The sequence below is a fragment of the Streptomyces albus subsp. albus genome, assembly GCF_000725885.1.
Classification (GTDB): domain Bacteria; phylum Actinomycetota; class Actinomycetes; order Streptomycetales; family Streptomycetaceae; genus Streptomyces; species Streptomyces albus.
This window is the reverse complement of sequence record NZ_JODR01000014.1, coordinates 109071-132645: the sequence shown is the minus strand read 5'-3', so window position 1 is coordinate 132645 and position 23575 is coordinate 109071. Positions and strand designations below refer to the sequence as shown.

26 protein-coding genes and 1 pseudogene are annotated in these 23575 nt (G+C 74.9%); 9 read left to right on the top strand and 18 right to left on the bottom strand.

From position 1 onward, the window contains the following. Window positions 1-37 precede the first annotated feature (37 nt). Complete coding sequence (locus IO40_RS0117015) at window positions 38-658, bottom strand: response regulator transcription factor (protein ID WP_016471137.1); 621 nt, start codon at window positions 656-658, stop codon at window positions 38-40. A gap of 270 nt (window positions 659-928) precedes the next feature. Here IO40_RS0117015 and IO40_RS0117010 point away from each other — a divergent pair, with 270 nt between their 5' ends. Beyond that, complete coding sequence (locus IO40_RS0117010; protein ID WP_016471136.1) at window positions 929-1339, top strand: PPOX class F420-dependent oxidoreductase; 411 nt, start codon at window positions 929-931, stop codon at window positions 1337-1339. Between the two features lie 15 nt (window positions 1340-1354). On the opposite strand, the gene IO40_RS0117005 is transcribed toward IO40_RS0117010, so the two are convergent. Genes IO40_RS0117005 through IO40_RS37990 form a run of 6 tightly spaced genes read right to left on the bottom strand, consistent with a single transcriptional unit; the run spans window position 1355 to window position 5431 of the window. Then, window positions 1355-3403: a complex I subunit 5 family protein gene (locus tag IO40_RS0117005; protein WP_031175687.1), complete on the bottom strand. Its 2049-nt coding sequence runs from the start codon at window positions 3401-3403 to the stop codon at window positions 1355-1357. After that, complete coding sequence (locus IO40_RS0117000; RefSeq protein ID WP_016471134.1) at window positions 3400-3747, bottom strand: sodium:proton antiporter; 348 nt, start codon at window positions 3745-3747, stop codon at window positions 3400-3402. The genes IO40_RS0117005 and IO40_RS0117000 overlap by 4 nt, the downstream gene beginning before the upstream one ends. Beyond that, window positions 3744-4532 carry an MnhB domain-containing protein gene (locus IO40_RS0116995; RefSeq protein WP_016471133.1) on the bottom strand — a complete coding sequence of 263 codons (789 nt, stop codon included), beginning with the start codon at window positions 4530-4532 and terminating at the stop codon, window positions 3744-3746. Before IO40_RS0116995 ends, IO40_RS0117000 begins: the two co-directional genes overlap by 4 nt. Further along, window positions 4529-4801: a Na(+)/H(+) antiporter subunit B gene (locus IO40_RS0116990; protein ID WP_016471132.1), complete on the bottom strand. Its 273-nt coding sequence runs from the start codon at window positions 4799-4801 to the stop codon at window positions 4529-4531. The genes IO40_RS0116995 and IO40_RS0116990 overlap by 4 nt, the downstream gene beginning before the upstream one ends. Window position 4802: 1 nt before the next feature. Continuing rightward, window positions 4803-5258: a monovalent cation/H+ antiporter complex subunit F gene (locus IO40_RS0116985; protein WP_016471131.1), complete on the bottom strand. Its 456-nt coding sequence runs from the start codon at window positions 5256-5258 to the stop codon at window positions 4803-4805. Beyond that, complete coding sequence (locus IO40_RS37990) at window positions 5255-5431, bottom strand: hypothetical protein (RefSeq protein WP_016471130.1); 177 nt, start codon at window positions 5429-5431, stop codon at window positions 5255-5257. The genes IO40_RS0116985 and IO40_RS37990 overlap by 4 nt, the downstream gene beginning before the upstream one ends. 214 nt (window positions 5432-5645) lie before the next feature. On the opposite strand from IO40_RS37990, the gene IO40_RS39450 reads away from it, so the two are divergent. Then, window positions 5646-7052 carry a cytochrome P450 gene (locus tag IO40_RS39450; protein WP_031175686.1) on the top strand — a complete coding sequence of 469 codons (1407 nt, stop codon included), beginning with the start codon at window positions 5646-5648 and terminating at the stop codon, window positions 7050-7052. 102 nt (window positions 7053-7154) lie between these two features. Here IO40_RS39450 and IO40_RS0116970 read toward each other — a convergent pair whose 3' ends face one another. The 6 genes from IO40_RS0116970 to IO40_RS0116945 all read right to left on the bottom strand — a co-directional run bounded on the left by IO40_RS0116970 (window position 7155) and on the right by IO40_RS0116945 (window position 12663). Next, window positions 7155-7769, bottom strand: a complete 615-nt coding sequence (locus IO40_RS0116970; RefSeq protein ID WP_030405452.1) for a DUF5709 domain-containing protein — start codon at window positions 7767-7769, stop codon at window positions 7155-7157. Between the two features lie 91 nt (window positions 7770-7860). Beyond that, a complete protein-coding gene (locus IO40_RS0116965; RefSeq protein WP_031175685.1) occupies window positions 7861-8535 on the bottom strand; it encodes an HAD family hydrolase in 675 nt (224 codons plus the stop codon). Window positions 8536-8620: 85 nt separating this feature from the next. Beyond that, entirely contained in the window at window positions 8621-10108 is a 1488-nt protein-coding gene (locus IO40_RS0116960) for an aminotransferase class I/II-fold pyridoxal phosphate-dependent enzyme (protein WP_031175684.1), read from the bottom strand. Window positions 10109-10303: 195 nt separating this feature from the next. Further along, entirely contained in the window at window positions 10304-11356 is a 1053-nt protein-coding gene (ligD, locus tag IO40_RS0116955) for a non-homologous end-joining DNA ligase (RefSeq protein ID WP_016471125.1), read from the bottom strand. After that, on the bottom strand, window positions 11329-11946 hold the full coding sequence (locus IO40_RS0116950; protein ID WP_016471124.1) for a DNA polymerase ligase N-terminal domain-containing protein: 618 nt from the start codon (window positions 11944-11946) through the stop codon (window positions 11329-11331). The genes ligD and IO40_RS0116950 overlap by 28 nt, the downstream gene beginning before the upstream one ends. Before the next feature lie 168 nt (window positions 11947-12114). Next, on the bottom strand, window positions 12115-12663 hold the full coding sequence (locus tag IO40_RS0116945; protein ID WP_016471123.1) for a hypothetical protein: 549 nt from the start codon (window positions 12661-12663) through the stop codon (window positions 12115-12117). 289 nt (window positions 12664-12952) lie between these two features. On the opposite strand from IO40_RS0116945, the gene IO40_RS34865 reads away from it, so the two are divergent. Beyond that, a complete protein-coding gene (locus tag IO40_RS34865; RefSeq protein ID WP_016471122.1) occupies window positions 12953-13957 on the top strand; it encodes an NUDIX domain-containing protein in 1005 nt (334 codons plus the stop codon). 123 nt (window positions 13958-14080) lie between these two features. Here IO40_RS34865 and IO40_RS38835 read toward each other — a convergent pair whose 3' ends face one another. Together IO40_RS38835 and IO40_RS40055 are read right to left on the bottom strand one after the other, a co-directional pair. Further along, on the bottom strand, window positions 14081-14242 hold the full coding sequence (locus IO40_RS38835) for a hypothetical protein (RefSeq protein WP_234029832.1): 162 nt from the start codon (window positions 14240-14242) through the stop codon (window positions 14081-14083). Window positions 14243-14275: 33 nt separating this feature from the next. Further along, window positions 14276-14662, bottom strand: a pseudogene (locus IO40_RS40055) (hypothetical protein); the annotation flags it as partial. Between IO40_RS40055 and IO40_RS0116930 the strand changes: the two are divergent. From IO40_RS0116930 to IO40_RS0116915, 4 genes are all read left to right on the top strand, one after another. Beyond that, complete coding sequence (locus IO40_RS0116930; RefSeq protein WP_031027737.1) at window positions 14663-14854, top strand: hypothetical protein; 192 nt, start codon at window positions 14663-14665, stop codon at window positions 14852-14854. A 160-nt stretch (window positions 14855-15014) separates the two neighbouring features. Next, window positions 15015-15761: an MIP/aquaporin family protein gene (locus IO40_RS0116925; protein WP_031175683.1), complete on the top strand. Its 747-nt coding sequence runs from the start codon at window positions 15015-15017 to the stop codon at window positions 15759-15761. Between the two features lie 213 nt (window positions 15762-15974). After that, window positions 15975-16874 (top strand): 4Fe-4S domain-containing protein, encoded by a 900-nt coding sequence (locus tag IO40_RS0116920; protein ID WP_016471119.1) that lies wholly within the window; start codon window positions 15975-15977, stop codon window positions 16872-16874. Window positions 16875-17058: 184 nt separating this feature from the next. Next, window positions 17059-18444, top strand: coding sequence for a glutamate-cysteine ligase family protein (locus IO40_RS0116915; protein WP_016471118.1), 1386 nt, complete (start codon window positions 17059-17061; stop codon window positions 18442-18444). Window positions 18445-18494: 50 nt separating this feature from the next. Here the strand turns inward: IO40_RS0116915 and gdhA are convergent, their stop codons facing one another. Together gdhA and IO40_RS0116905 are read right to left on the bottom strand one after the other, a co-directional pair. After that, complete coding sequence (gene gdhA / locus IO40_RS0116910) at window positions 18495-19847, bottom strand: NADP-specific glutamate dehydrogenase (RefSeq protein WP_016471117.1); 1353 nt, start codon at window positions 19845-19847, stop codon at window positions 18495-18497. Window positions 19848-20021: 174 nt separating this feature from the next. Next, a complete protein-coding gene (locus IO40_RS0116905) occupies window positions 20022-21818 on the bottom strand; it encodes a glycoside hydrolase family 15 protein (protein ID WP_016471116.1) in 1797 nt (598 codons plus the stop codon). A gap of 158 nt (window positions 21819-21976) precedes the next feature. On the opposite strand from IO40_RS0116905, the gene IO40_RS0116900 reads away from it, so the two are divergent. Further along, window positions 21977-22396: a CBS domain-containing protein gene (locus IO40_RS0116900; RefSeq protein WP_016471115.1), complete on the top strand. Its 420-nt coding sequence runs from the start codon at window positions 21977-21979 to the stop codon at window positions 22394-22396. An 81-nt stretch (window positions 22397-22477) separates the two neighbouring features. On the opposite strand, the gene IO40_RS0116895 is transcribed toward IO40_RS0116900, so the two are convergent. Then, complete coding sequence (locus tag IO40_RS0116895; protein ID WP_415852566.1) at window positions 22478-22978, bottom strand: GNAT family N-acetyltransferase; 501 nt, start codon at window positions 22976-22978, stop codon at window positions 22478-22480. Between the two features lie 322 nt (window positions 22979-23300). Here IO40_RS0116895 and IO40_RS0116885 point away from each other — a divergent pair, with 322 nt between their 5' ends. After that, window positions 23301-23495 (top strand): hypothetical protein, encoded by a 195-nt coding sequence (locus IO40_RS0116885; protein ID WP_016471113.1) that lies wholly within the window; start codon window positions 23301-23303, stop codon window positions 23493-23495. Window positions 23496-23575 lie beyond the last annotated feature (80 nt).

Genomic DNA, 23575 nt, shown 5'->3' with positions numbered 1-23575 from the left:
GTCGGTCTCGCCCGCACGCCGGAAGCCCGCGCCGGGTTCAGAGCCAGCCCGCGCCCTGGGATATCCGGATGGCGTCCACCCGGTTGCGGGCGCCGGTCTTGCGGGTGATGGCGGACATGTAGTTGCGGACGGTCCCGGTGGACAGGCCCAGCCTGCGGGCTATCTCGGGGACGGGTGCGCCTTCGGCGGCGGCGGAGAGCACCGTCAGCTCCCGTTGGCTCAGCGGCACTTCGGAGGCCCGCAGCAGGGTCTGGGCCAGGGCGTTGTCGACGAAGCGCTCTCCGTCGGCCACCCGCCGTATGCCTCTGACCAGTTGTTCGGGAAGGGCGTCCTTGCACACGAAGCCGCTGGCGCCGGCGTCGAGTGCGCGGCGCAGCGCCCCGGGGCAGTCCTGGCTGACGAGCGCCAGCAGCCGGTGCGGGCGCGGCGGGTGCCCGGCGGTGCCCGGGTGGTCGGCGAAACGGGCGAGTTCGTCCAGGGAGGTGCGGCCCGCCATGTCGGCGTCAACGACGCAGACGTCGGCGGCACGGCCCCGTACCGGCCGTACCGCGTCCTTCCAGGAGGCGGCCTCGGCCTCCATGTCGGGCTCCGCCCCGACCAGAGCGGCCAGCGCGCATCTGAGAATGCGCACATCGTGCACCAGCAGTACCCGGATCACACTGAGTCCCCCCTCAGGGCCTGATAACCGCTTTTGACAGGCGCGACTCCATACATATAAGCGCACCGGAAGGAGGAGGCGGGGAGATTTGGCCACACTCAGACACCGCGCATGTGCGATGTGTTATGGGGGCGCGCTTGGGGGCGCATTCGCCGGACCGGCACTCCGTACGCGGAATAACCGTCCGCGCGGGGGAAGTTGACGGGTGCGGCGCGCCCTGTGCGGCGCGTCCGCCGGCTTCCTTCCGCTCCGTATGTGAGGACACCGCTGATGACCACCGCACTTCCGGACGACTTGAAGAAGTACCTCGACGAATCGAACGCCTTCGCGACCGTGGCGACGCTCATGCCCGACGGGCGGCCCCACCAGACGGTGGTGTGGGTGATCCGCGACGGCGACGATCTGCTCTTCTCCACGACCGCCGACCGCCGGCAGGCCAGGAACATGGCGCGGGACCCGCGCGTGGCGGTTGTGATCAACCCTCCGGAGACGCCCTACGTCTACACCGAGGTGCAGGGCACCGTCACCCTCACCCCGGACACCGGCCACACGCTGCTGGACACCATCGCACGCAAGTACACCGGCAAGAGCTACGCGGAGTTCAACGCCGAGGCCGCCCGCACCGACGGGGAGCGGATCGCCGTCCGGGTCACCCCCGACAAGGTCACCGGCAGGCGGTGAGCTGCCCGGCGGCCCTCACCACACCAGTGCGGCGAGCAGGGTGACACCCGCCAGGGCGCAGGCGACATAGTCGCCCAGGTGCCCGGAGTGCAGCCGGCGCAGCGGCCTCGACCAGCGGGGCCGCACCCCGCTGGGCACGGTGCGCAGCGCGACGCAGGCCGCACCGGCGCCGAGGGCCGCAGACAGCAGACCGAGCAGCACACCCGTGGCCGTCCACTGCGGCACCGGCGAGTGCGGCAGCGGTTCCGCGCGGGCGAACAGCACCGTCGCCAGGTAACCGGTGTGATCGGTGAAGGAGTCCGCCGCCCGGCTGACGGCCGCCCACAGCCCGGGCACACAGCCGACCGCGAGTCCGCCCGCGAGCAGGGCCCCGGTGGCGGCGAGCATGGTGTCGGGGGCCCGGGTCACCCTGCCCTGGGTCTCCGTCGGCTCGTCGGCGCCGGTGGTCTCGGCATCGCCGTCCCCCGCCGCACTCGCCGGACCGGCACCACTCGCCGGGCCGACAGCACTCCCCGCGCCCGCCGCGCCTGCCGGGCCCGCAGCACTCCCCGTGCCCGCCGCACCGGCCGTCTCCGCAGCGCCGGTCCCGCGCGCGCCGTCCGCGTCCGTACCATCCGTACGGGCGACGCCCGCGCCTCCCGGGCCGGGACCGCCCGGTTCCGTCGCGTCCGGGGGCCGCTCCCGCGCCGGCCGGGCGGGGACGTCCGCCTCGGCGGGCGGGGCGCCCAGGCCGAGGAAGACGCCGCCCGCCACCCGCAGGACCGCCCCGCCGGTGGCGGCGGACACCAGCACGAAGACGACTGTCGCCCAGCCGCCCGCCGCCTCTTCCGAAAGTGCCTTGCCCAGTCCGGTGCCGAACGGCGGCAGTCCGGCGAGGGCCAGCCCGCCGACGGTGAACAGCACCCCCACCCGGCGCAACTCCCCTCCCCTGCCGTGCAGTTCCTGCTCGTCGACGCTGCCGAACCTGTCCACGAGGACGCCCGCGCAGCCGAACAGGGCGGCCTTGACACCGGCGTGGCCGAGGACGTACAGCGCGGTGCCGGTCACTCCCTCGGGGGTGAGGGAGGCCAGGCCGACGAGGAAGAGACCGGTGTGCGCGACGGTGGAGAAGGCCAGCAGCCGTTTGATGTGCCGTTGCAGCCAGCACAGCAGCGCCCCCGCCAGGGCGGTCAGCACGCCCAGCACCAGCAGGGTGCGCCGCACGGCCGTGCCGGGGAGCCCGCCGGGGCCGGCGAACACGGTGAAGTAGAGCCGGGCCGTGCCGTAGACACCCAGCTGCACCATCACCCCGGACAGCAGCATGCACACCGGGGTGGGGGCGACGGTGTGGGCGTCGGGCAGCCAGAAGTGGAAGGGGAAGGCGGCGGCCTTGACCAGGAAGCCGGTGGCCACCAGCACGAATGCGGCTTTCACCAGCATCCCGGCGCTGTGCGGGGCGGCGTCCAGCGCCGCACCGAGCGGGGCGAGGCCGAGCGCACCGGTGTGCGCGTACAGCAGGCCGATGCCCAGCAGTGTGGCGTAGCCGCCCAGGGAGTTGAGGAACCCGAAGGTGAGCGCCCCCTGGACGGCGCGGGCCTCCTCGACGCGGTAGCCGGTCAGCGCGTAGGCGACCACGCCCATCAGCTCGAAGAAGACGAAGGCGTTGAACAGGTCGCCGGTCAGGGTGAAGCCGCACATGGCGGCCTGGAAGACCAGGATCAGCGCGGGGAACGCCCCCGCCTGGTGGGCCGGCGGGTCGTCGAAGAAGCGCCAGGAGTAGACCAGTACGGCCGCCACCAGTACCGAGACCAGCGCCGCGAAGCCCAGTCCGAGGCCGTCGCCGACCAGGACGATGCCCACCCCGGCGCCCTGCCGGGGCCGCCAGCCGCCGGCCCACTCCACGGGGGTGGGCCGGTGTGCGGTGACGGTCAGCAGGACGAGGGCGAGGGCGGCGGTGGCGGCGGCCAGTACCGTGCCGAAGACCTCGGCGACGTACCGGGGCAGCCACCGGCCGGTGGCCACCAGCAGGGCCGCGCCGAGCAGCGGTCCGGCCACCAGCAGGGGCAGGGCGTGGGCCGCCGTCATCCGCGCAGCTCCCGCAGTTCGTCGGGGTCGACGGTGCCGTGCCGTTTGGACACCTGGACGACCAGGGCGAGCAGCAGCGCGGTGACGGTGGCGCCGACCACCACGTCGGTGAGGGTGAGCGCCTGCACCACCGGGTCCACGAGGGGGCGGGAGCCGGGTGCGATGTCGGAGTGGACCGGCGCGGTGCCGCCGCGCCGGTAGCCGATGGACAGCAGCAGCACATAGGTGGCGGACTGGCACACGGCCAGGGAGCCCACGGCGTGGATGAGGTTGCGGCTGGTGGTCAGGCCGTAGCAGCCGACCAGGAACAGCCAGCCGGCGACCAGGTACGGCAGCACGCTCACGGGCGGCCCCCTTCCGGGGCGGCGCGGGCCGCCCCGTCCGCGCGGTGTCCCCGCCCGTCCGCCGGTTCGATCACGATGGCCTGGTCGAGGAACTGCGCCAGCAGCACCACGACCCCGGCGGCGACCTCCACGCCGACGGCGGCGTTGAGGACGGGCACGGTTCCGGCGGAGGAGAGCGTGTTGAAGGTGCCCAGGGGCAGGACGTTCTCCAGGAAGGCGGCGCCGGCCACCAGGGCGGCCAGGCCGGCGAGCAGATAGCCGGCCTCCCCGGCGGCGTCGGCGAGGGTGAACAGCGTCAGCGAGCGGACCCGTTGCAGCGCCCGGTAGTCGATGGCGATGTAGAGCAGGTGCAGCGCGGTCGCGGCGACCACGCCGCCCTGGAAGCCGCCGCCGGGGCTGAGGTGCCCGTGGGCGATGACGTAGAGGCCGGTCAGCACGGTGACGGGCAGCACCAGCAGCGCGTAGCGGCGCACCGGCGCGGACACGAAGGCGGGTTCGGGTGCGGTGCGGTGTTCGTCTCCGGCCTGGCGCAGCACGACGACGGTGCCCAGTACCGAGCCGAAGAAGACTGCCTGCTCGCCCATGGTGTCGAAGGCGCGCTGGTCGAAGTTGACGGAGGCGACGGCGTTCGCGGAGTGCTGCCTCAGCGCCTCGGCCACCGCGCGCGTCCCGTACGGGTGCCAGGTGCCGCCGAAGTCCGGCATGTGCGTGAAGGCGCCCGCCAGCAGCAGGGCCACGCCGAGCCCGCCCACTGCGAGCACCCACATCCGTACCCGCAGGCTCATTCGTGCTCCTCCCGGCGTTCGCTGCGGCGCGCGTTGTGCCGGACCTTGCGCACCGACAGCAGCACCATCAGCGGGGTGAACGCGGTACCGACGGCGAGTTCGGACAGGGCCACGTCGGGCGCCTGGAGGACGGCGAACAGCACGGCGAGCGACAGCCCGAGTCCCGCGAGCACCGCCGACTGGCGCACCGGGTCGCGGGCCAGCACGACGGCCGTCCCGGCGACCGCGACCAGCAGCAGGGCCGCCATGACGGGCAGTTCGCCGGCCATCTCAGCCCTCCCCGCCCGGCGGCGAGGTCAGCGCCCGGGTGCACAGCGTGCTGCCGGCCACCAGCAGGCCGCCGATGAACAGCAGCTTCAGCGTCGTCCTGCCCCAGGTGGCCGCGGCGCAGACCGGGATCACCACCAGCGGCACGGGGGCCACACCCAGCACGGTCATGGCGCGGGTGACGCGCGGGCGCGGCCGGGCGGCCCGCAACTCGTCGCTCAGCAGCCGCTCGTACACCAGCGTGCCGACGGGCCCGAGCACGGCGAGCACCAGTGCCATGTCGGTGTAGGAGGGACGCTGGTAGCCCTGGGCGAGCAGCAGCATCACCAGGGCGGCCAGCACGGTGGCGAGGTTCTGGGCGAGCACGCGCCGCCTCAGCGGGCCGGTGCACACGCCCAGCAGGGCGGGCAGGAAACCGGCGAGGAGCAGCGCGCAGGCGGCTGCCAGCCACCCGTTCACGGCCGCACCGCCGCCAAGCGGGCCGCCCGTGCGACGAGGGCGGCGAGAAGCGCGGCGCCCGCCCCGACGCAGCACTCCAGGACGTCGACCGTCTGGACGAGGACGAGCCACAGCCCGGTGAGGGCCGCCCACCAGGCGGCCACCTCGCAGGCCGCCGCCGCCCGACGCGTCATCACGGCGCCTCCCCTCGGCGGACGGTGCCCTGGCGGGCCGGACGCGTGAGTGGGTACCACCGCTCCCGCTCCGTCAAACGGGGCGTGCCGCCCGCGGTACGCCCTCCGCCGCGCGCGTCGTTTCCCGCGGTGACCTGCGGGTACCGCGACGCTCTTGGAACCAGGCAGCCGACAGCGGCCCGTGCGGCCGACGAGCGGAACGAGCGGAGTGACGATGCGACTGACCGAGGCCACCGCACAGACACCGACCGGGACGGCGGAGAAGACGGAACTCCTGCCGCCGCTGCGGGCACGTGACGCGGCCGGGGTGGCCGCCGATGTGCTGCTCCCGGTACTGGCCCAGGGAGTGATCGTCCGCAGGCCGTCGGCCATGTCCCTGGCCGAGCGCACCGGCTGGGACCGGCGCGGTGTCGAGAGGGTGCGCGCCCTGCGGGACCGCTACGGCCCCGGGCCGCTGCCGCTGACGGTGCGGGGCCGCTCGTACGCGCTGGTGCTGGACCCGGACGACGCGGAGCGGGTGCTGGCCGACACACCGGAGCCGTTCCACCCGGCCGCGCGGGAGAAGCGCGGGGCCCTGGCCCAGTTCCAGCCGCACGGGGTGCTCGTCTCCTCCGGCCCGCAGCGCGAGCAGCGGCGGCGGTTCGTGGAAGAGGTGCTGGAGACCGCGCAGCCGCTGCACGGGATGGCGGACCGTTTCACCTCCGTCGTACGCCAGGAGGCGGCGGAGCTGCTGGCCGGGGCCGACCGCTCGGGACAGCTGGTGTGGGACGAGTTCGACGCCGCGTGGTGGCGGATCGTCCGCCGGCTGGTCCTGGGCGACGCGGCGCGGGACGACACCACGCTGACCGCGCAGCTGGGCACCCTGCGGCAGGCGGCCAACTGGTCGCTGCTCAGCCCGCGCCGCAGGCGGCTTCGCAGCGCCTTCCTCGCCCGGGTGCGCTCGTACGTGGCGCGCCCGCAGCCCGGCAGTCTGGCCGAGCGGGTCGCCGCCGTCGACGCGCCGGCCGGCACCGACCGCGCGGGGCAGATCCCGCACTGGCTGTTCGCCTACGACGCGGCGGGCATGGCGGCCGGCCGCGCGCTGGCGCTGCTCGCCACCCACCCCGACGAGGCGGACCGCGCGCGGGCCGAGGCCCTCGAAGGGCAGCCGGACACGCCCCGCACCCTGCCGTATCTGCGCGGCTGTGCGCTGGAGTCGGTACGGCTGTGGCCGACCACGCCGCTGATCCTGCGCGAGAGCACCGAGGAGACCTCGTGGGAGGGCGGCAAGCTGCCCGCCGGCTGCGTCCTGGCCGTCTACACCCCGTACCTGCACCGCGCCGAGCCCGCCGCGCCGTACCAGGACATCTTCGCGCCGCAGCAATGGACCGGGGAGACGGGACGCGCGGCCCGGGGCAACCCGGCGCTGCTGCCGTTCAGTTCGGGTCCGGCCGGCTGCCCCGGGGAGAATCTGGTGCTGCTGACGGTCAGCACCCTGCTGGCCGCGCTGCTGGAGCGGCACCGCTACTCGCTGGCCTCCCACCCGCAGCTGCGGCCCGCGGCTCCGGTGCCGGCCGCTCTCGACCACTTCGCCCTGCGGTTCCGGGTCCATCCGGCGGGCCGGGGGACTGACACGGACTGACACCTTGCGCGACACCCGGAAGGGGGTGAGGGCCTGGCCCTCACCCCCTTCCGGGTGTCTGCCGCCGTCCGGACCGTGGCGCGCGGTCACACGGCGGCGCCGTCACACCTCGTCCTCGTCCCGGGTGCGCAGGGCGTCCTCCTCGGCGGAGAGTCCCCCGCCACCGCCGCCCTCCCGGCCGTAGACGTCCTGCCGGCGCGGCGGGGTGGCCTCGGGGTCGTTGCGCAGCCGTCCGGAAGCGTCGTCGGGCGGCCCCGAGACGGCCTCCCGCTCCGAGACCTCCGGCTCCTCCTCGGCCAGCCGCTGGTCGAGGGACTCCCCCTCGCGCATCTCCGCCGGCGTGGGCGCGGCGCGGGTCACCGCGGTGGGTGCGTCGCCGGGCACCGACTCCTGCTGCGGGTCGCTGGCGCGCTCCTGCTGGGGGGTGCCGTCCTGGAGGTCGGGGATGCCCTGGTCCTCGGGGTCGGCGCCGGGGTCGCCGGGAGCGGTGTGCTCCGCCTCGGCCTCCGCCTCGGGGGTCAGGAAAGAGGTGTCGAAGCCGCCGCTGTCCCGGCCGGGGCCGCGCGGCGGCGGGTCGGACTCCACGGGCGGCTGCCACTCGCCGCGCTCGACTCGTTCGCCCGGCTGCCGGCCCTCGGCGGGCCCCGCGCCCATCTCTGCGGCGTCCTCGGTGGTGACGCCCTCTTCCGCGGGGATGTCCCGGCCGTCTCCGGTCATGGTGGCCTCCTCTCGTTCGGATGCTCCGGGTACCCACCCGGCGCGCCCGCCACGCGGGGGGACGGCCGCGTGGCGTCAGTGTCCGGCCCGGTCAGCTCGCCCGCTCCAGCCGGGCGTAGACGCTCTCGTCCAGCCGGGTGAGCAGGTCGGCGGGGTCCTGGTAGATCTCCTGGGCGCCGGCGTCCTCCAGATCGGCGCGGGGGATGCCGCCGGAGAGCACGCCGACCGCGGTGACACCGGCTCGTGAGGCGGCCTCCATGTCCCACACGGAGTCACCGATGAACACCGTCTGTTCCCGCGCGGCCCCGGCCGTCTCACGCGCCTGCTCCAGGGAGTCCGGCGCCGGCTTGCCCCGCGCCACGTCGGAGGCGCTGGAGATGTGGGAGATCAGGTCGTCGGCGTCCAGGGCGCGGCGCATCGCGGCCAGTTCTCCCGGCCCGGCGGAGGTGACCAGCACGATGAGCCAGCCGCGGTCGTGGAGGGCGTGCAGCAGTTCCCTGGCGCCCTCCAGCGCGGCGAGCCGCTCGTGCCAGGCGCCGAAGAGCGTCTTGTGGGCCGCGCTGATCGCCTCGTCCTGGTCCTGGTCGCGGCCCTCGCCCAGCGCATGGGCGATCAGGTCGTGTCCGCCCAGCCCGATGGCACGGTGCAAGGCGACGGTGGGCACTTCGTGGCCCGCCTGCCGCAGCGCCTCCCACCAGGCGGTGACGTGCAGATAGGTGGTGTCGGTGAGGGTGCCGTCGACGTCGAACAGCGCGGCGCGGGGCATGGCGGCTCCTTGCGGGGTCGGGCCCGGTTGCGGGCGTGGGCGGGTCGGGGGCGGACGGTCCCGGGGGCGCTCGGGCAGAGTGCCGTCAGCCGCCGCCGAGAGCCTCGGGGCCGTCGGCGACCGCCCGGACGGTCGTCAGGTCGGGCGAGGCGGCGTCGGGCAGGTTCATGCCGGCCGCCACACCGCTGCGCAGATAGTCGAGGACGGTGCGGGTCAGCCGTTCGCCGGGCAGCACGGTGGGGATGCCCGGCGGATACGGGGTGATCATCTCGGCGGCGACCCGGCCCTCGGCCTCGCTCACCGGGACGTCCTCGTGCCGGCCGAAGTAGGCGTCCCGGGGCAGCAGCGTCTGCTCCATCCGCAGATCGGCGGGGCTGCGCAGCCGGACGGCGGGCGAGGCGGGGAACTGACCGGCGCGGGCGGCCAGCTCCCGCAGGGCGGCCAGCAGGCGCGCGGTGGTCTCCCGGTCGTCGGCGTGGGTGAGCTGGGTGTTGATCCGCCGGTGGTCGCTGATGTGGACGTCCAGGTGGTGTTCCTCGCGCAGCCAGTCGGCGGCCTGATAGCCGGTGACCGGGAGGCCGGCCAGGTCGATGACGACGGGCAGCGGATCCAGGTCGGCGGCCTTGCCCTCCCCCACGAAGTCGTCCCGCCCGTTGACGTGCAGCCCGTCCACCGCCTCCACCTCGGCCCGCACCTGCGTGGCGAGGTCCAGGGCGTTGCCCAGGAGTTCGCGGCCGTGCTGCACCATCTGGCGGCGCCAGCCGTCCATACCGGCGTAGAGGAGCACGCTCGGGCTGGTGGTACCCAGCAGATCGGCGCGCTGGGCCAGCGTCAGCGGGTCGATGTACGGCCCCTGGAGATGGAAGACGGAGCCTTGTTCGAGGCCGCTGCCCATCTTGTGGATGCTGGTCACGCAGACGTCTGCGCCCGCGTCCATGGCCCAGGCGGGCAGATCGGGGTGGAAGGGCAGATGGGCGCCCCACGCCTCGTCCACGATGAGGGGGCGGCCCCTGCGGTGGCAGACGTCGGCGATGGCGTGGAGCTCGGCGCAGGTGCCATAGGGGGTCGGGCTGGTGACGAGGGCCCCGCGGGCATCCGGATGCTTTTCGAATGCCTGCTCGAACGCGGCTGCCGACGGTGCGTGCGCCAGCAGCCGCTCGTCGTCCCAGACGGGCTCCACCCACACCGGGCGGATCCCCGAGAGGACCAGACCCGAGACCACCGACTTGTGGGCGTCCCGGCCCACCAGCAGCTTCTCGTGCGGGCCGGCCACCGTCAGCATCGCGGACTTCACCGACAGGGAGCTGCCGCAGGTGGAGAAGAAGGTGTGCTCGGCGTGGACGGCGTCCGCCATCAGCTGTTCGGCCTTCACCAGGACGGCACCGCGCGTCCGGCGGTCGTCGAGCCCGCCGGAGGCCAGCACGTCGCCGTGGAAGACGGCGTCGCCCAGCACCTCGCGCACCCGGGGGTCGGCGCCCCGCGCCTGCTTGCGTCCGGGCGGGGAGAACCCCAGCTCCCCCGCCTCGTGGTAACGGGCCAGTGCTTCCAGTACGGGTGCGGCGTCGTGGTCCATGCGTCCCGTAGTGCCCCGCGAACGCCGGAGACAACCAGCCGGCCGGCCGGGCCGCACAGCCCCCGGCCGACCGTGGCAACCGGACCCGGCCCGGCTGACGACGGCACCCGGCCGGTCCGGCACCCGGCCCGGACGCGGGTTCGGCACCAGCGCCGGTATGACGGCGGCCCCGGCGGGGGGCGTGCCGCGAAGCTCTCAGCGGCGCTCCCTGGGCGTCTCGCGGACCACCTCCTGCGGTTTCTTGTCGTCACGCAGCCCCAGGAAGCGGGGGTGCCGCAGCATGCCGTCCCGCGTCCACTCGGTGAACCCGATCTGCGCGACGAGGCGGGGCTCCACCCAGTGCGCACCCCGCTCCCGTACGGGATCGGCGAACGGGGACCGGCGCTGCTCCAACTGGTCGAGTCCGCGCCGCAGGGCCAGCAGAGTGGCCCGGTCGTACCCGGTGCCGACCTTGCCCGCGTAGCGCAGCGCACCGCCGCCGGGCCGGTCGTAGTGGCCCAGCAGCAGGGCGCCGAAGCCCACCCGGGACCCGGCCGGTTCGGTGAAGCCGCCGATGACGAACTCCTGGCCCCCGGCGCATTTGAGCTTGAGCCAGTCGGGGGAGCGGCGGTGCTGGTAGCGCCCGTCGGCGCGTTTGGCGATCAGCCCCTCCCAGCCGCGTGCGCACGCCTCGTCCAGCCGGTGCTGCCCGCCCTCGTTGCGGTGCGTGGTGAAGCGCAGCGGCGCGTGGAAGTCCAGCGCCCGGCGCAGCAGCGATTTGCGGGTGCGCAGCGGGAGCCGGGTCAGATCCGCCCCGTCGAGCCGCAGCAGGTCGAAGACGTAGTAGGTGACGGCCACACCGCTGGCCCGGGCCTGGCGTTCGGTGCTCAGCTGCATGCGCTGCTGGAGCCGGGAGAAGTCGGTGCGGCCGTCGGCGAAGGCCACGATCTCGCCGTCCACCGTAAAGTCGGTCCCCGGCTGGGCGGCGAGCGCGTCGGCGATCTCGGGGTAGGTGGCCTCCACCCGCCGCCCGGTGCGGGAGAGCAGCCGGGTGGTGCCCTCCTCGCGCACGGCGAGCGTCCGGACCCCGTCGAGCTTGCGTTCGAAGAGCCAGCCGCCGGCGGGGAAGTCCCGGCGGTCGCTCAGTTCGGCACGCATCGGCCGCTCGGCCAGCACCGCGCCCGGCGGAGCCGGCCGCAGCAGGGCACGCTGGTCCTCCGGCAGGCTGGCGAGCAGATCGCTCACTTCCGGCCGCCCTCGCGCGTCCATTCCTCGTCCGCCTCCTCGCGCACCTGACGCAGCGTGCGGTCGCTGAGCGCGGAACGCACCCGCCACGGGTCGGGGGTACCGCGCGAGGAGGCGTGGCTGTCGTTCTTCTTGACCAGCAGCCAGGCTTCCCGGTCGCCGTCGTCCCCGCTGCGGAAGCGGGAGAGGGCCCAGTCGCCGCGCAGCTTGCCGCCGTGCATCCGGAAGGAGATGTGGCCCTTCTCCAGGGCCTTGCCGAAGTCGCGGGACAGCGGCTCGTAGGTGCCCTGGTCCCACACGATGACGGGGCCCGCACCGTACTCGCCGCGCGGGATGACCCCCTCGAAGGTGCGGTAGTCCAGCGGGTGGTCCTCGGTGGGCATGGCCAGCCGCTTGTCGTGCGGGTCCGTGGAGGGCCCCTTGGGCACCGACCACGACTTGAGCACGCCGTCCCACTCCAGCCGGAAGTCGAAGTGCAGGCGGGTGGCGTCGTGGATCTGCACCACGTAGCGCGGCTGCGCACCGCCCTGCCCGCGCTCGCCCTCCGGTTCCGCCGTACGGTCGAACCGGCGCTTGCGCCGGTACGTGCCCAGTGCGTCGTCCTCGCCACTCACGCCCGGTCCTTCCCGGCCCGGAGCCGCTCCGGTGCGCACCGCCCGGAGCCGTCTCGCGGCCCTCTCGCGTCTGCTGGTCCGCGCCCCTTCGCGTTCCCCCTCTTCCCGCCGGTCACACGGGTGCGCCCGGAACGGTTCCGGGCGCCGCGCACTCCGCCGGCCGGGCCGTCAGCCGGTACGGCGCCGGCCGCGGGGCCCGAGCTGGGACTCCCAGGGGATGAGCGGGTAGGCCAGCGGGGGCGGGTGCACGCCGCCGGGGCCGATGACGTGGTTGCCGATCCGGCCGCCGAGGTGGACGAGCCGGCCCTCGTCCTCGCGGAAGTGCACGGCCCCGTCGCCGCGCTGCACGGCGGCCACGGCCTCCGCGAGGAAGCCCAGCTCGCCGGTGTCCCGGTCGGACCACTCGTACTCGGCCCACATGTACTGGTCCACCCACAAGGTGGCGACGTCCTCGAAGTAGACGGCGATCATCGTGGAGGCGTTGCCGGGGCCGATGAGGACGCAGAACTCGTCGGTGACCAGCGGTGAGAGCGGGTAGCCGGGCACCGCCCGGGCGGCGTCGGTGAAGATCTGCACGACAGGGTTGACGGCCACCGGAGGCGCGGTACTCCGCCGGGTACCGCCGCCGGGCCGGCCGCGAAGGTGCGGGCGGCCGGGGCGCCGGAACCGGCCGGGCCGCCCGCCCTCGTCCACGTGCTCGCTCAGCTGTTCACTCACCGTCACGTTCTCCTCGTCGTCCGGCCGGCCGGTCGCACAGCCCCGCCGTCATCGACGGTATGCGCGATATGTCCGGGCGGCAGCCCGGCGCGGTACGAGGTGGTGACGGCCGGTCCCCCACGCGGGACGCACCGGCAACGGCACCCGGCCCGGGGCGTACCCCACAACCGGCGGAACTAGTTGAACCGGTGACCGGAGGGGAACGCGGCACGACGACCGCACGCCCCTCCACGGCGACGACGCACCCGCGCGCGCACCGCACCGCACACCCGGAGACGAGGAGGTCCACATGACCACGACGCCCCACTCCCCCGCCACCGCGCCCCCCGCGCCGTCCGCGACGGCCACACTCGCCGCCTGCGACCAGGAACTCGCCGCCTACCTGGCGGCACACCCGGCACCCGCCGCCGCGGTGGACGCGGTCATCCGCGACCAGCACGGGCGGCTGCTCGTCGTCGACCCGGTCTACAAGGACGGCTGGGACCTGCCCGGCGGCATGGTCGACGACGAAGGGCTGGTCGACGGACTGGTGCGGGAGCTGCGCGAGGAACTGCGGCCCGCCGCGCTCCGGGTCGGCCGCCTGCTGGCCGTCGACAACGTCCCCGCCCCCGCCTACGGCCGCGCGATGACCGCCTGCGTCTACGCCGTGCACCTCCCCCACCCGCTGACCGTCGACGATCTGCACCTGCAAGGCGACGAACTGCGCGCAGCCGCCTTCCTCCCCGAACACGAGGCCCTGGACCTGCTCCCCGAGCGGCTGCGCCGACGCACCGCCGCCGCCCTGACCGCGGAACGCGGCGCACACACGGCCCACCTGCTGGACGGTCACCCGGCTCCCCTGGACGAGAACGACCGCTGGACGCTGCTGCCGGGCCCGGCCGTGGCAGCCGCCGCCGTGGTGACCGACCCCGCCGGCCGGGTCCTGCTCGTGGACGGCGGCACCGAGAACGGCGGTGCCGCCGCCCCGTACCGGCTGCCGGGCGCGCTGGTGGGCGCCGCCGAGACCCCCGAACAGGCCGCGGCCCGGGCCCTGGCCGCCGAGGCGGGGCTCGCCGCTCCCGGCGCGGTCGGACCTCTGCTGGCCGTGGGCAGCGCGCCCTGCCCGGCCGGCAACCGGACGCTGCTGACCCATCTGTTCGCCGCGCAGCAGCCGCCCGCCGGGCACACGCTGCCCGGCGGTGCGCACTGGGCCGACCCCGCCACCGCGCCCGCGGCGCTCCCTGCGCACCAGGCGGGGCTGCTGCGGGACGCGGTGGCGCCGGGCACCAGGTCCCCGGGACACCGGCCGCGGTGACCATGCGGCCCCGGCACCACCGCCGGGACCCGGCTGCGCGGCCCGCCCGGTACCGCACCCGCTGTCGCGGCACCGGGCCGCCTTCGCATGGCCCCGAGCTGCCGCCCGTGCGGTGCGGGACGCTCAGAGCCGGTCGTGGACGGCCGACAGGTGGTCCAGCACTTCGGCGGCCGAGTCCACGGCGGGCGCGCCGAGGCGGGCCGGGGCGGTGTGCAGGGCTTCGGTCAGGGCCCGCCGGCGTTCGTCGTGCCGTGCGCGCCCTGCGTCGGTGAGGGCGACCGGCACGGAGCCGTTGTCCTCGAACCCGCGGATGCGGGTGACGTAGCCGGCCGCGACGAGACCGCTGACCGGCCGGGCGGTGGCGGCGCCGGAGGTCTTTGTGCCGACGGCGAGCCGGCGGATGCCCAGCGGGCCCTGCTCGGCCAGGACGCGGAGCGCCCGGACGTGCGTGGGGGAGAGCGCGCCGGGGTGCGGGTGGCGCGTCCACGCGACCGCGCGTCCGCGGCGCCGAGCCGGTGGGCGGCACGGGCCGGGCGGTACACCGCCGAGCGGTGCCGCACCCCCGCGGCATGGTCGCCTTCTCGATCGCGGGCCCGGGCAGGGCGAGCCGGGCGCCCGTGCCCCGAGCCCGACGAGCTGCCCGCTTCCGACCAGGCGCCCGCCTCCTTCGGACGCGTCCGCGCGCCGAAGCAACCGCGCGCCCACGTGGACGAGTTCCACCCGCTCGGCGGCGTGGCCGCCGGGGTCTTCCGCTTCGCCGCCGAGCGGCTCCGGCGCGCCCTCGACGGCGAGCCGGCCGACCCCGGCCGGGATGTAGGCCACCACGTCCACCTCGACGGCCGTACCACCGACGGCACCGCCCGTCCCGCCTGGTGGCGGGACACCGAGTGGTGGTAGCCGCCGGCGGGTGGCCGGGGCACCCGCCCACCCGCCGGGAGACGTACTCCCGCTGTTTTCCCTGCCGCCGGGCTGGAGCGGCCGGTCGCCCGGCAGTAGGGTGCGCGCCCACCGCCGTCGAGCGAACGACGCGTGGACCGCGACGTTGTGGAGGTAACGGATGAGCGCGGGCGACATATTCTTGTGGGAACTCCTCGGCACCGCCGTGCTGGTGATGCTGGGTACCGGCGTCGTCGCCAACAACGTTCTGCGCAGGACGAACGGCAAGGGCGGGGGCGTGCTGTTCGTCAACATCGGCTGGGGCTTCGCGGTGTTCACGGGTGCGAGCCTCGCGGCGCCCAGCGGCGCCCACCTCAACCCCGCCATCACCCTGGCGTTCGCCGTCGCCGACAAGACCGCGTGGGCGGACGTGCCGGTGTACGTCCTCGCCCAGATGCTCGGCGGGATACTCGGCGCCGTGCTGTGCTGGGCCACCTACAAGCTCCAGTTCGACGACCACGACGAACCGGCCGGCACCCTGGGGATCTTCTCCACCGCGCCGACGATCCGCAACACCGCCTGGAACCTGGTCACCGAGGTGCTCGGCACGTTCGTGCTGGTGGCCTTCGTCCTCTTCTCGCCCACGTACAAGGCCGGCGCGGGCGACGTCCCCACCTTCGGCAACTCCGCGCTCGGTTACGCCGGTGTCGCCTTCGTCGTACTGGTGATCGGCACCTCGCTGGGCGGGCCCACCGGCTACGCCATCAACCCGGCGCGTGACCTGGGGCCGCGGCTGGCCTACGCGTTCGTCCTGCCGATCAAGGGCAAGGGCGCGGCCGACTGGGCGTACTCGTGGGTCCCGGTGGCCGGCCCGCTGGTGGGCGCCGTGCTGGCGGCGCTGCTCTACATGGCCTACCCGGCGGCCTGACCGGCGCGCGGGCGCGGCCCTCTCGCCCCGCCCCACGCGGACCGCGTCACCCGGCGCCGAGCACCGGGTGACGCGGCCGGCCGGAAGCCGTCCGCCGCGAGGCGGTCTTCCGCTTCCGGCCGGGCTCCGGTGTGCTGGGGGTGAGCGCCGGGCGCTGTGCGCGTGCACCCGCCGGGCGCCCGTTCGAGGACGTACACCAGGAGGGAACCGCGCATGGAGACCACCACCGGAGCCGGGCGGCGGACCGGCTGGTACGTGGACGACAGGTGCACCGACTGCGATGTGGCCCGGCAGCTCGCCCCCGGCCTCGTCGAGGAGCGCGAGGGCCGCTCCGTGGTCGTCCGGCAGCCCCATGGCGAGGCGGAGGAGCGGCAGTTGCTGACCGCCGCGCTGGCCTGCCCCACCCGTTCGGTGCGGCCTCCGGGCGGCCGTCTGGACCAGAGGTGGCCGGACCCCTTCCCGCTGCCGGTGGACGACGGCGTCCTGCTGTGCGGGCACAACTCCCGGCACACGGCGGGCGCCAACTCGTATCTGCTGCGGCGCCCGGCGGGGACCTGGATGATGATCGACACGCCCCGGTTCGCCGAGCGGCTGGCGCAGCGCTACGAGACACTGGGCCGGTGCACGGACGTGCTGCTCACCCACCGCGACCACGCGGCGCACGGGAGGCGGTGGGCCGACCGGCTGGGCGCCCGGCTGTGGATCCACGAGGGCGATCTGGACGCCGCTCCCGGAGCGGACCGGGTGCTGCGCGGTACGGAACCGTCGGACATCGCCGAGGGGGTGCGGGTCTTCCCGCTGCCCGGGCACACCCGCGGCAGCGTCCTGTACGTCGCCGACGAGCGCTACTGCTTCAGCGGGGACAGCTTCTACTGGGCGCGCACCCTGGAGGACCTGGAGGTGGCGCAGAGCGTCACCTGGTACTCGATCGAGGAGCTGGCCGCCTCCCTGGCGCGCACGGTGGACGCCCTGCGCTTCGAGTGGCTGCTGCCCGGGCACGGCAGCCGCAAGCGGCTGCCCGCACCCGAGATGGCCCGCAGGCTGCGCCGGCTGACGGAACGGGTGGCGGGCTGCCGGCCGCGGCCGGTCGACTTCACGGCATTGCGCTGGTAACGGGCGGCACCGGTGGTGCCCACCTGCGCCGGGGCACCGTGGCGTCCGCGTGCCGGCTCCGGCCCGGGCCCCGGAACGGATTGCCCGCCTGCGCCGTACCCCGCGCGTACCGTCCCGCCGGTCCGGCGGGACGGTGCGGTTTCCCTGTCCGTGCACCGTCAGCAGCCGTCAGCCGAGGTACGCCATGGCTTCCGCACCCGACTCCCCGTCCCTGACCCGGGCAGATCTGCGCAGTGTCTTCGAAAGCTCCTTCTCCCCGCACGCCCGCGCCGGTGCGGCGCGCGAACTGGTCGGCATCGAGGTGGAGACGGCCGCGCTGGACCCGCACACCGGCGCCGCCGTGCCCTACGAGGGGCCCGCCGGGCTGCGGGCGCTGCTGGAGCACCTGGTGCGGGAGACCGGCGCCGTCCCCGTGTACGACCGCTCGGCGCTGACCGGGGTCACGCTGCCGGAGGGCGGCACGGTCACGCTGGAGCACGGCGGAGCGGTCGAGTACTCCTCACCGCCGTGCGACGGCGTGGCCGAGCTGGCGCGGGTCGCGGACGGGGCGCTGCGCCGGCTGGCGGCGGTGGCCCGCCGGTTCGGATTCGCGCTGGTGCCCGGTGGTCAGTACCCGTTCACGGCGCCCGGCGACGTGGCGTGGGTGCCGCACTCGCGCATGCCCGCGATGCGGCGCCACTTCATGAGTCTGGGCCCGTCCGGCGCCGACGGGGTGCAGGTGATGTCGCTGGCGCTCTCGACCCAGACGTCCTTGGACTTCACCGGCCCCGAGGACCTGACGCGGAAACTGCGCGCCCTGGCGGCGGCGTCCACCCCGGCAGCCGCGCTGTTCGTCAACGCACCGCTGGAGGGCGGACGCCCCTGCGGGCTGCTGTCCCGCCGCATGGACCACCTCAGCCGCACCGACCCCGCCCGCACGGGTGCCGTACCGGTGATGCTGGCGGCGGACGTGGACGCGGACCGGCTGGTGGACTGGGCGCTGGACCTGCCGATGATCCACCGCGCGGCCGGGGACGGGGGCCGGCGCCCTGCACCCCCTGTACCGTTCCGCACCCTGCTGACCCGGGGGTTCGGTGACGGCACCCGGCCCGGCCCCGCCGACTGGCGCGCCCACCTCTCGCAGGTCTTCACGGACGTGCGGGTCCGCGAAACCCTGGAGCTGCGGGCGGTGGACGGCCCGCCCTACCGGGCGCTGTTCTCCGTGCCCGCGTTCTGGACGGGGCTGGCCTACCACGCGCCGTCGCGCGACGCGGCCTGGGAGCTGCTGGGCGGCATCACCCCGGACGAACACCGCGCGGCGCAGGCCCACATCGCCCGCCGGGGCCTGGCCGCGCGGATCGCCGGCCGTCCGGTGCGCGAGCTGGCCACCGCGCTGCTGGACCTGAGCGCGGCCGGGCTCGCGGCGCGCGTCGCCGCCGGCACCGAGCACCCCGAGGCGCTGTCGTTCCTGGAACCGCTGCGCGAGGTCGCGGCAACGGGTGTCACCTTCGCCGAGCGTCTGCTGGCCGACCGCGCGGCCCGCCCCGCCGGTTTCCCGGCCCGCCACATCGCGCACCACCGCATCCCCTGACGTGAGCCCGGCAGGCAAGCCGGCGGGGCGGGTGCGACCGGGGCGGTGGCTCAGACCACGCCCTGGTCGCGCATCGCCTCGGCGACACGGAGGAACCCCGCCGCGTTGGCGCCCAGCACGTAGTCATCGGGGGCGCCGAACTCCTCGGCGGCCACGACGCACTGGGTGTGGATGTCACGCATCACCGCGGCCAGCCGGTTCTCGGTCTCCTCGAACGACCAGATGTCGCGGGCCGCGTTCTGCCGCATCTCCAGCGCGGAGGTCGCCACACCGCCGGCGTTGGCGGCCTTGCCCGGCCCGTACAGCACACCCGCCTCGCGCAGCACCTCGACGGCGTCCGGGGTGCACGGCATGTTGGCACCCTCGGCGACCGCCTTGACGCCGTTCTTGACGAGGCCGACGGCGTGGTCCTGGCCGAGTTCGTTCTGGGTGGCGCACGGCAGCGCGATGTCGCAGGGCACGTCGTAGACGGAGCCGGTGGTGCTGAACCGGGCCCCGGGCCGGGCCTCGGCGTAGGTGTCGAGACGGCCGCGCCGCTCCAGCTTTATCTCCTTGAGGAGTTCCAGGTCGAGCCCGGCCTCGTCCACCACGTAGCCGGAGGAGTCGGAGCAGGCGATGACCAGCGCCCCGTACGCCTGGGCCTTCTCGATGGCGAACAGGGAGACGTTGCCGGCCCCGGAGAGCACGACGCGGCGGCCGGCGATGTCCTCGCCGCGGGTGGCCAGCATCTCGCGGACGAAGTGCACGGTGCCGTACCCGGTCGCCTCCGTACGGGCCTGCGAGCCGCCCCAGCCGGTGCCCTTGCCGGTGAGGGCGCCTGCCTCGAAGCGGTTGGTGAGCCGCTTGTACTGGCCGAACAGGTAGCCGATCTCCCGGCCGCCGACGCCGATGTCACCGGCGGGCACGTCGGTGTGCTCCCCCAGGTGGCGGTGGAGCTCCGTCATGAACGACTGGCAGAACCGCATGACCTCCGCGTCGCTGCGGCCCTTGGGGTCGAAGTCGGCGCCGCCCTTGCCGGCGCCGATGCCCAGTCCGGTGAGCGCGTTCTTGAAGATCTGCTCGAAGGCGAGGAACTTCACGGTGCCCAGGGCCAGGTCCGGTGCGAAGCGCAGACCGCCCTTGTAGGGGCCCAGGGCACTGCTGAACTCGACCCGGTAGCCGCGGTTGACGTGGACCTCGCCCCGGTCGTCGGTCCACGGCACCCGGAAGAGCACCTGGCGTTCGGGTTCGACGAGCCGCTCCACCAGCTTGGCCTCGGCGTACTCGGGGCGCTTGCGCAGCACCGGGGCCAGGCTGTGCAGCACTTCGTGCACGGCCTGGTGGAACTCGGGCTCACCGGGGTTCCGGCGCAGGACCTCGGCGTACACCGCTTCGATACGGCTGCTGGCATCCACGGGCATCATCCTCGTCACTAGCCTCGGCAACCCGGCCCGGAGGGACAGGGCTGGGGAACGAGAGTACGTGCCCCTACCACAAGCCCGAAGAGCGGGTAGCGGAAAACATTTTCCGCAGAACGGTTACCCGCCAGTTCGAACACGACTGGAACACACCCGCGAGGAAGCCACTGCCCGGCGCTCTCACCCCGCGAGCCGCACCGCGCTCTCCAGCAGCACGGCGTGCACGAACGCCTGGGGGAGATTGCCGCGCAGCTGGCGCTGCTCCACGTCGTACTCCTCGGCGAACAGCCCCGCGGGGCCGCAGGCCGCACGGTTGCGCTCGAACCAGCGGTAGGCGGCCTGCCGGTCACCGAGACGGTCGGTCGCCAGGGACATTATGAAGCCGCACAGCAGAAAGGCACCCTCGGCCTCGGCCAGCGGACGGCCGTCATGACGGAAGCGGTAGACGTACCCGTCCTCGCACAGCTCCGCGCGGACGGCCTCGACGGTGCGGCCGGCACTCGGGTCGTCCCCGTCCAGGCAGCCGCGCGCCAGCGGCATCAGAAGCGCGGCGTCCGGCTTGGGATCGTCGGCGGCCCGCGCCCACACCCCGTCAGGACGCAGACACCGCCTGCGGGTCTCGGCCAGCACGGTCGCCGCCAGCTCACGGACCCGGCCGGCCTTCCGGGCGGGCAGCCGCCCCGCGAGCGCCCGCAGCCCCGTCACCACGCTGAGCCGCGAATGCGTCCACCAGCGCTCCTCCAGCTCCCACAGCCCGGCTTCGGGACGCTGCCAGTTGCGTTCGACGACGGAGACGGCCACATCGGCCGCGCGGCGCACGTCCGGGTCCTCGAAATGGCCGTGGCGCGCCGCGGCGGCGTACAGCTGGAGCACCTCGCCGTAGGTGTCGAGCTGGAACTGGCCGCCCGCCTGGTTGCCCACCCGGTCGCTGCCGCCGGGGTAGCCGCGCAGATGCAGGCTCCGCTCGGCCGGCACCGGGCCGCCGGTGACCGTGTAGCAGGGCCGCAGCGCGTCCCCGTCCTCCAGGACCCGCGCCGTCACGAAACCGACGGTCCGCTCCAGCAGCGGGTGAGCGCCGTGCGCCGCCACGGCGATACCGGCGTAGCACTGGTCGCGCAGCCAGGCGTAGCGGTAGTCGTAGTTGCGGCCCTCCCCCGCGTGCTCGGGCAGCGAGGTGGTGGCCGCCGCCGCCATGCCGCCCGCGGAACTCGTCAGCCCGTGCAGCACGGCGTACGCCAGCCGGGCGTCCCGCGAGGCCGGCAGCTCCTCGCAGCCGGGCACGACCTGCCGCCAGCGCCGCTCGGTCTCCTCCCACAGCCCGCGCGGCTCCAGCCCGCCGTCGCCGACCGCACGTCCGGAGGCGATCTCCAGCACCAGGTCGTGCCGGTCGCCCCGGCGCAGGGTGAGCGTGCCGCGCAGCGCGCCGTCGGACGACGGACGGGCGTCGGGCGCACCGGCCCAGCGCAGCCGCAGCCCGCCACCGGTGGCCGTCCACGTGCGGGAGCCGTCCCCCGTCCCCTCCTCGGGCCGCCATCCGCTCAGCGGGCCGAGCCCGAAATCGGGGCGCGGATCGAGCAGCAGCCGCACCCCGGTGCCGGAGGCGGGGGCGTCCTCCACGCTCACCTGCCGCAGCAGCACCAGCCGCTCGGGGGTGGCGGGCATCGCCAGCGCGTCCCGGGTGACGATCACCGCGTCCGAGGTGACCCACCGGGTGACGCGGATGAGGGTGCCGTCCTCGTAGAACCCGCCCGAGACGTGCCAGTTGTCCGCGGGCCGCACGGTGTACTGGCCGGCGCCGCCGATGAGCCGGGAGAAGACCGCCTCGCTGTCCCAGCGCGGTGCGCACAGCCACACGATCTCCCCGCGCGGGCCGAGCAGCGCTCCCCGCTCGCCGTCGCCGAGGAAGGAGTAGTCGCGCAGTGCCCAGGGCGCCGCCGGTCCGCCGTCGTCCTGCTGGGAAGGGCCCACCTGCGTCATGTCCGCGACCCTAATACCCGCCGGCCCCCGGCCCCGCGCACCCGGCACACCCGCCGCGCGGGAGCCGGCGCCGGGCGCGTGACGGCTGTCGGTACGGGTACCCGCCCCGCCCCGCGGCGGACGCCGAAGCCGCCGCCCGTCCGGGAGGAGAACCGGCGATGACCCAGCACGTCCGCGACGTCATGACCGCCGCACCGGTCGCTGTGGGCACGCTGACGGGGGTCGGCGAGGTCGCCCAGCGGATGCGGGACGAGGACATCGGCGCCGTACTGGTGACCGAACGTGACGAGCTGCGCGGGCTGGTGACCGACCGCGACCTGGCCGTCCGGGTGCTCGCCGAGGGGCTGGATCCCGCCCGTACGACCGTCCGCGAGGTGTGCAGCCCGCGGCTGGTGACGGTCTCCCCCGACGACGAGTCGGGCCGGGCCCTCGCCCTGATGCGCCGGCACGCGCTGCGCCGGCTGCCGGTCGTGGCGGACGGCGAGACCGTGGGCATGGTCGCGCTCGGTGACCTGGCCGTCGAGCACGACCCGGAGTCGGCGCTGGGCGAGATCAGCGCCTCGGCGGCCAACACCTGACCCCGGGCCGGCCCGTCCCCTCCTCGACGCCGAGGGCCGGGGACGGGCCGCGGTCCGCGTCCGCGCCCCGGGCCGCCCGCGTCAGTCGCCGGCGCCGCCCACGGGGCGCAGCATGGCCCAGGTGCGCGGCCCCCCGTCCGGGAGATCCACCGTGGCGGTGACGGAGAAGCCCAGCCGCTCGTACAGGGCCACGTTCCGTTCGGCGGAGGTCTCCAGGAAGGCGGGCTGCCCGGCCTCGTCCGCCGCCGCCAGCCCGGCCCGTATCACCGCGCTGCCGAGTCCGCGGCCCTGTGCGTCCGGGTCCACCCCCACGGTCCCCAGGAACCAGGCGGGTTCCTTGGGCCGGTACGGCTCGAGGGCCCGCTCGGCGGACTCGAAGGCCGCGGCGCGGTCACCCGCCAGCTCGGCCAGCAGCGGTCCGGCCTCCGCGAAGACCGGCGAGGGGTCCTTCTCGGGCGTCGTCCAGACGGCGACACCGAGCCCGCCGTCCGCCACCCATACCCGCCCGTAGGACATGCCGACGCGGGTGAGGAACAGCTCCTGGAACCGGCGCACCCGCTCCTCGTGGTCGTCCGCGGCCACGACGTGCCGGGTGAAGGCGTAGTCGGCGAACGCGCGGGTGAGCGTACGCAGCGCGACCGGCAGATCCGCGGGTTCGGCGGGCCGGACCTCGGCAGTCGGCCGCTGCCGGCCCGGTGGTTCCCGTCATGAGAGCTCCTTCTCGGCGGCGCGCTGCCGCGCCGTGGGACGTCCTTCGGCCCTCTCAACGATCAAGGAGCCGGACTCGTGCCCGCCCGTCCTCTCCCCGCATGCAAGGCGCGGATGGGGGTACCCCGTCGGCCGTGATCCCGCGCACAGCCGCGAACGGCACAGAACGCACCCTCGCAAGGTGAGGAGCCTTCTCATGTCCAAGCGCCAACCGGACCAGGCAGGCGGCGAGCCGGACCAGATCCGCGGCCCCGAGGAGCGGCGGATCCACGGCGGTATGCCGGACAGGCCGGACGACGAGGCACTGGCGAAGCGCACCGAGGAGGAACGCGTCGAGGCCGGGGTGGACGACTACGACCCCGACGACGTCCCCTCCGCGACGGAGAGCTGAGCCCCGGCGTCCGGCGGCCCGCAGGCGGCGGGCCGCCGGGCGCCGCGAGGCCCGGAGCACCCGTCCCCCGAGACCGTCAA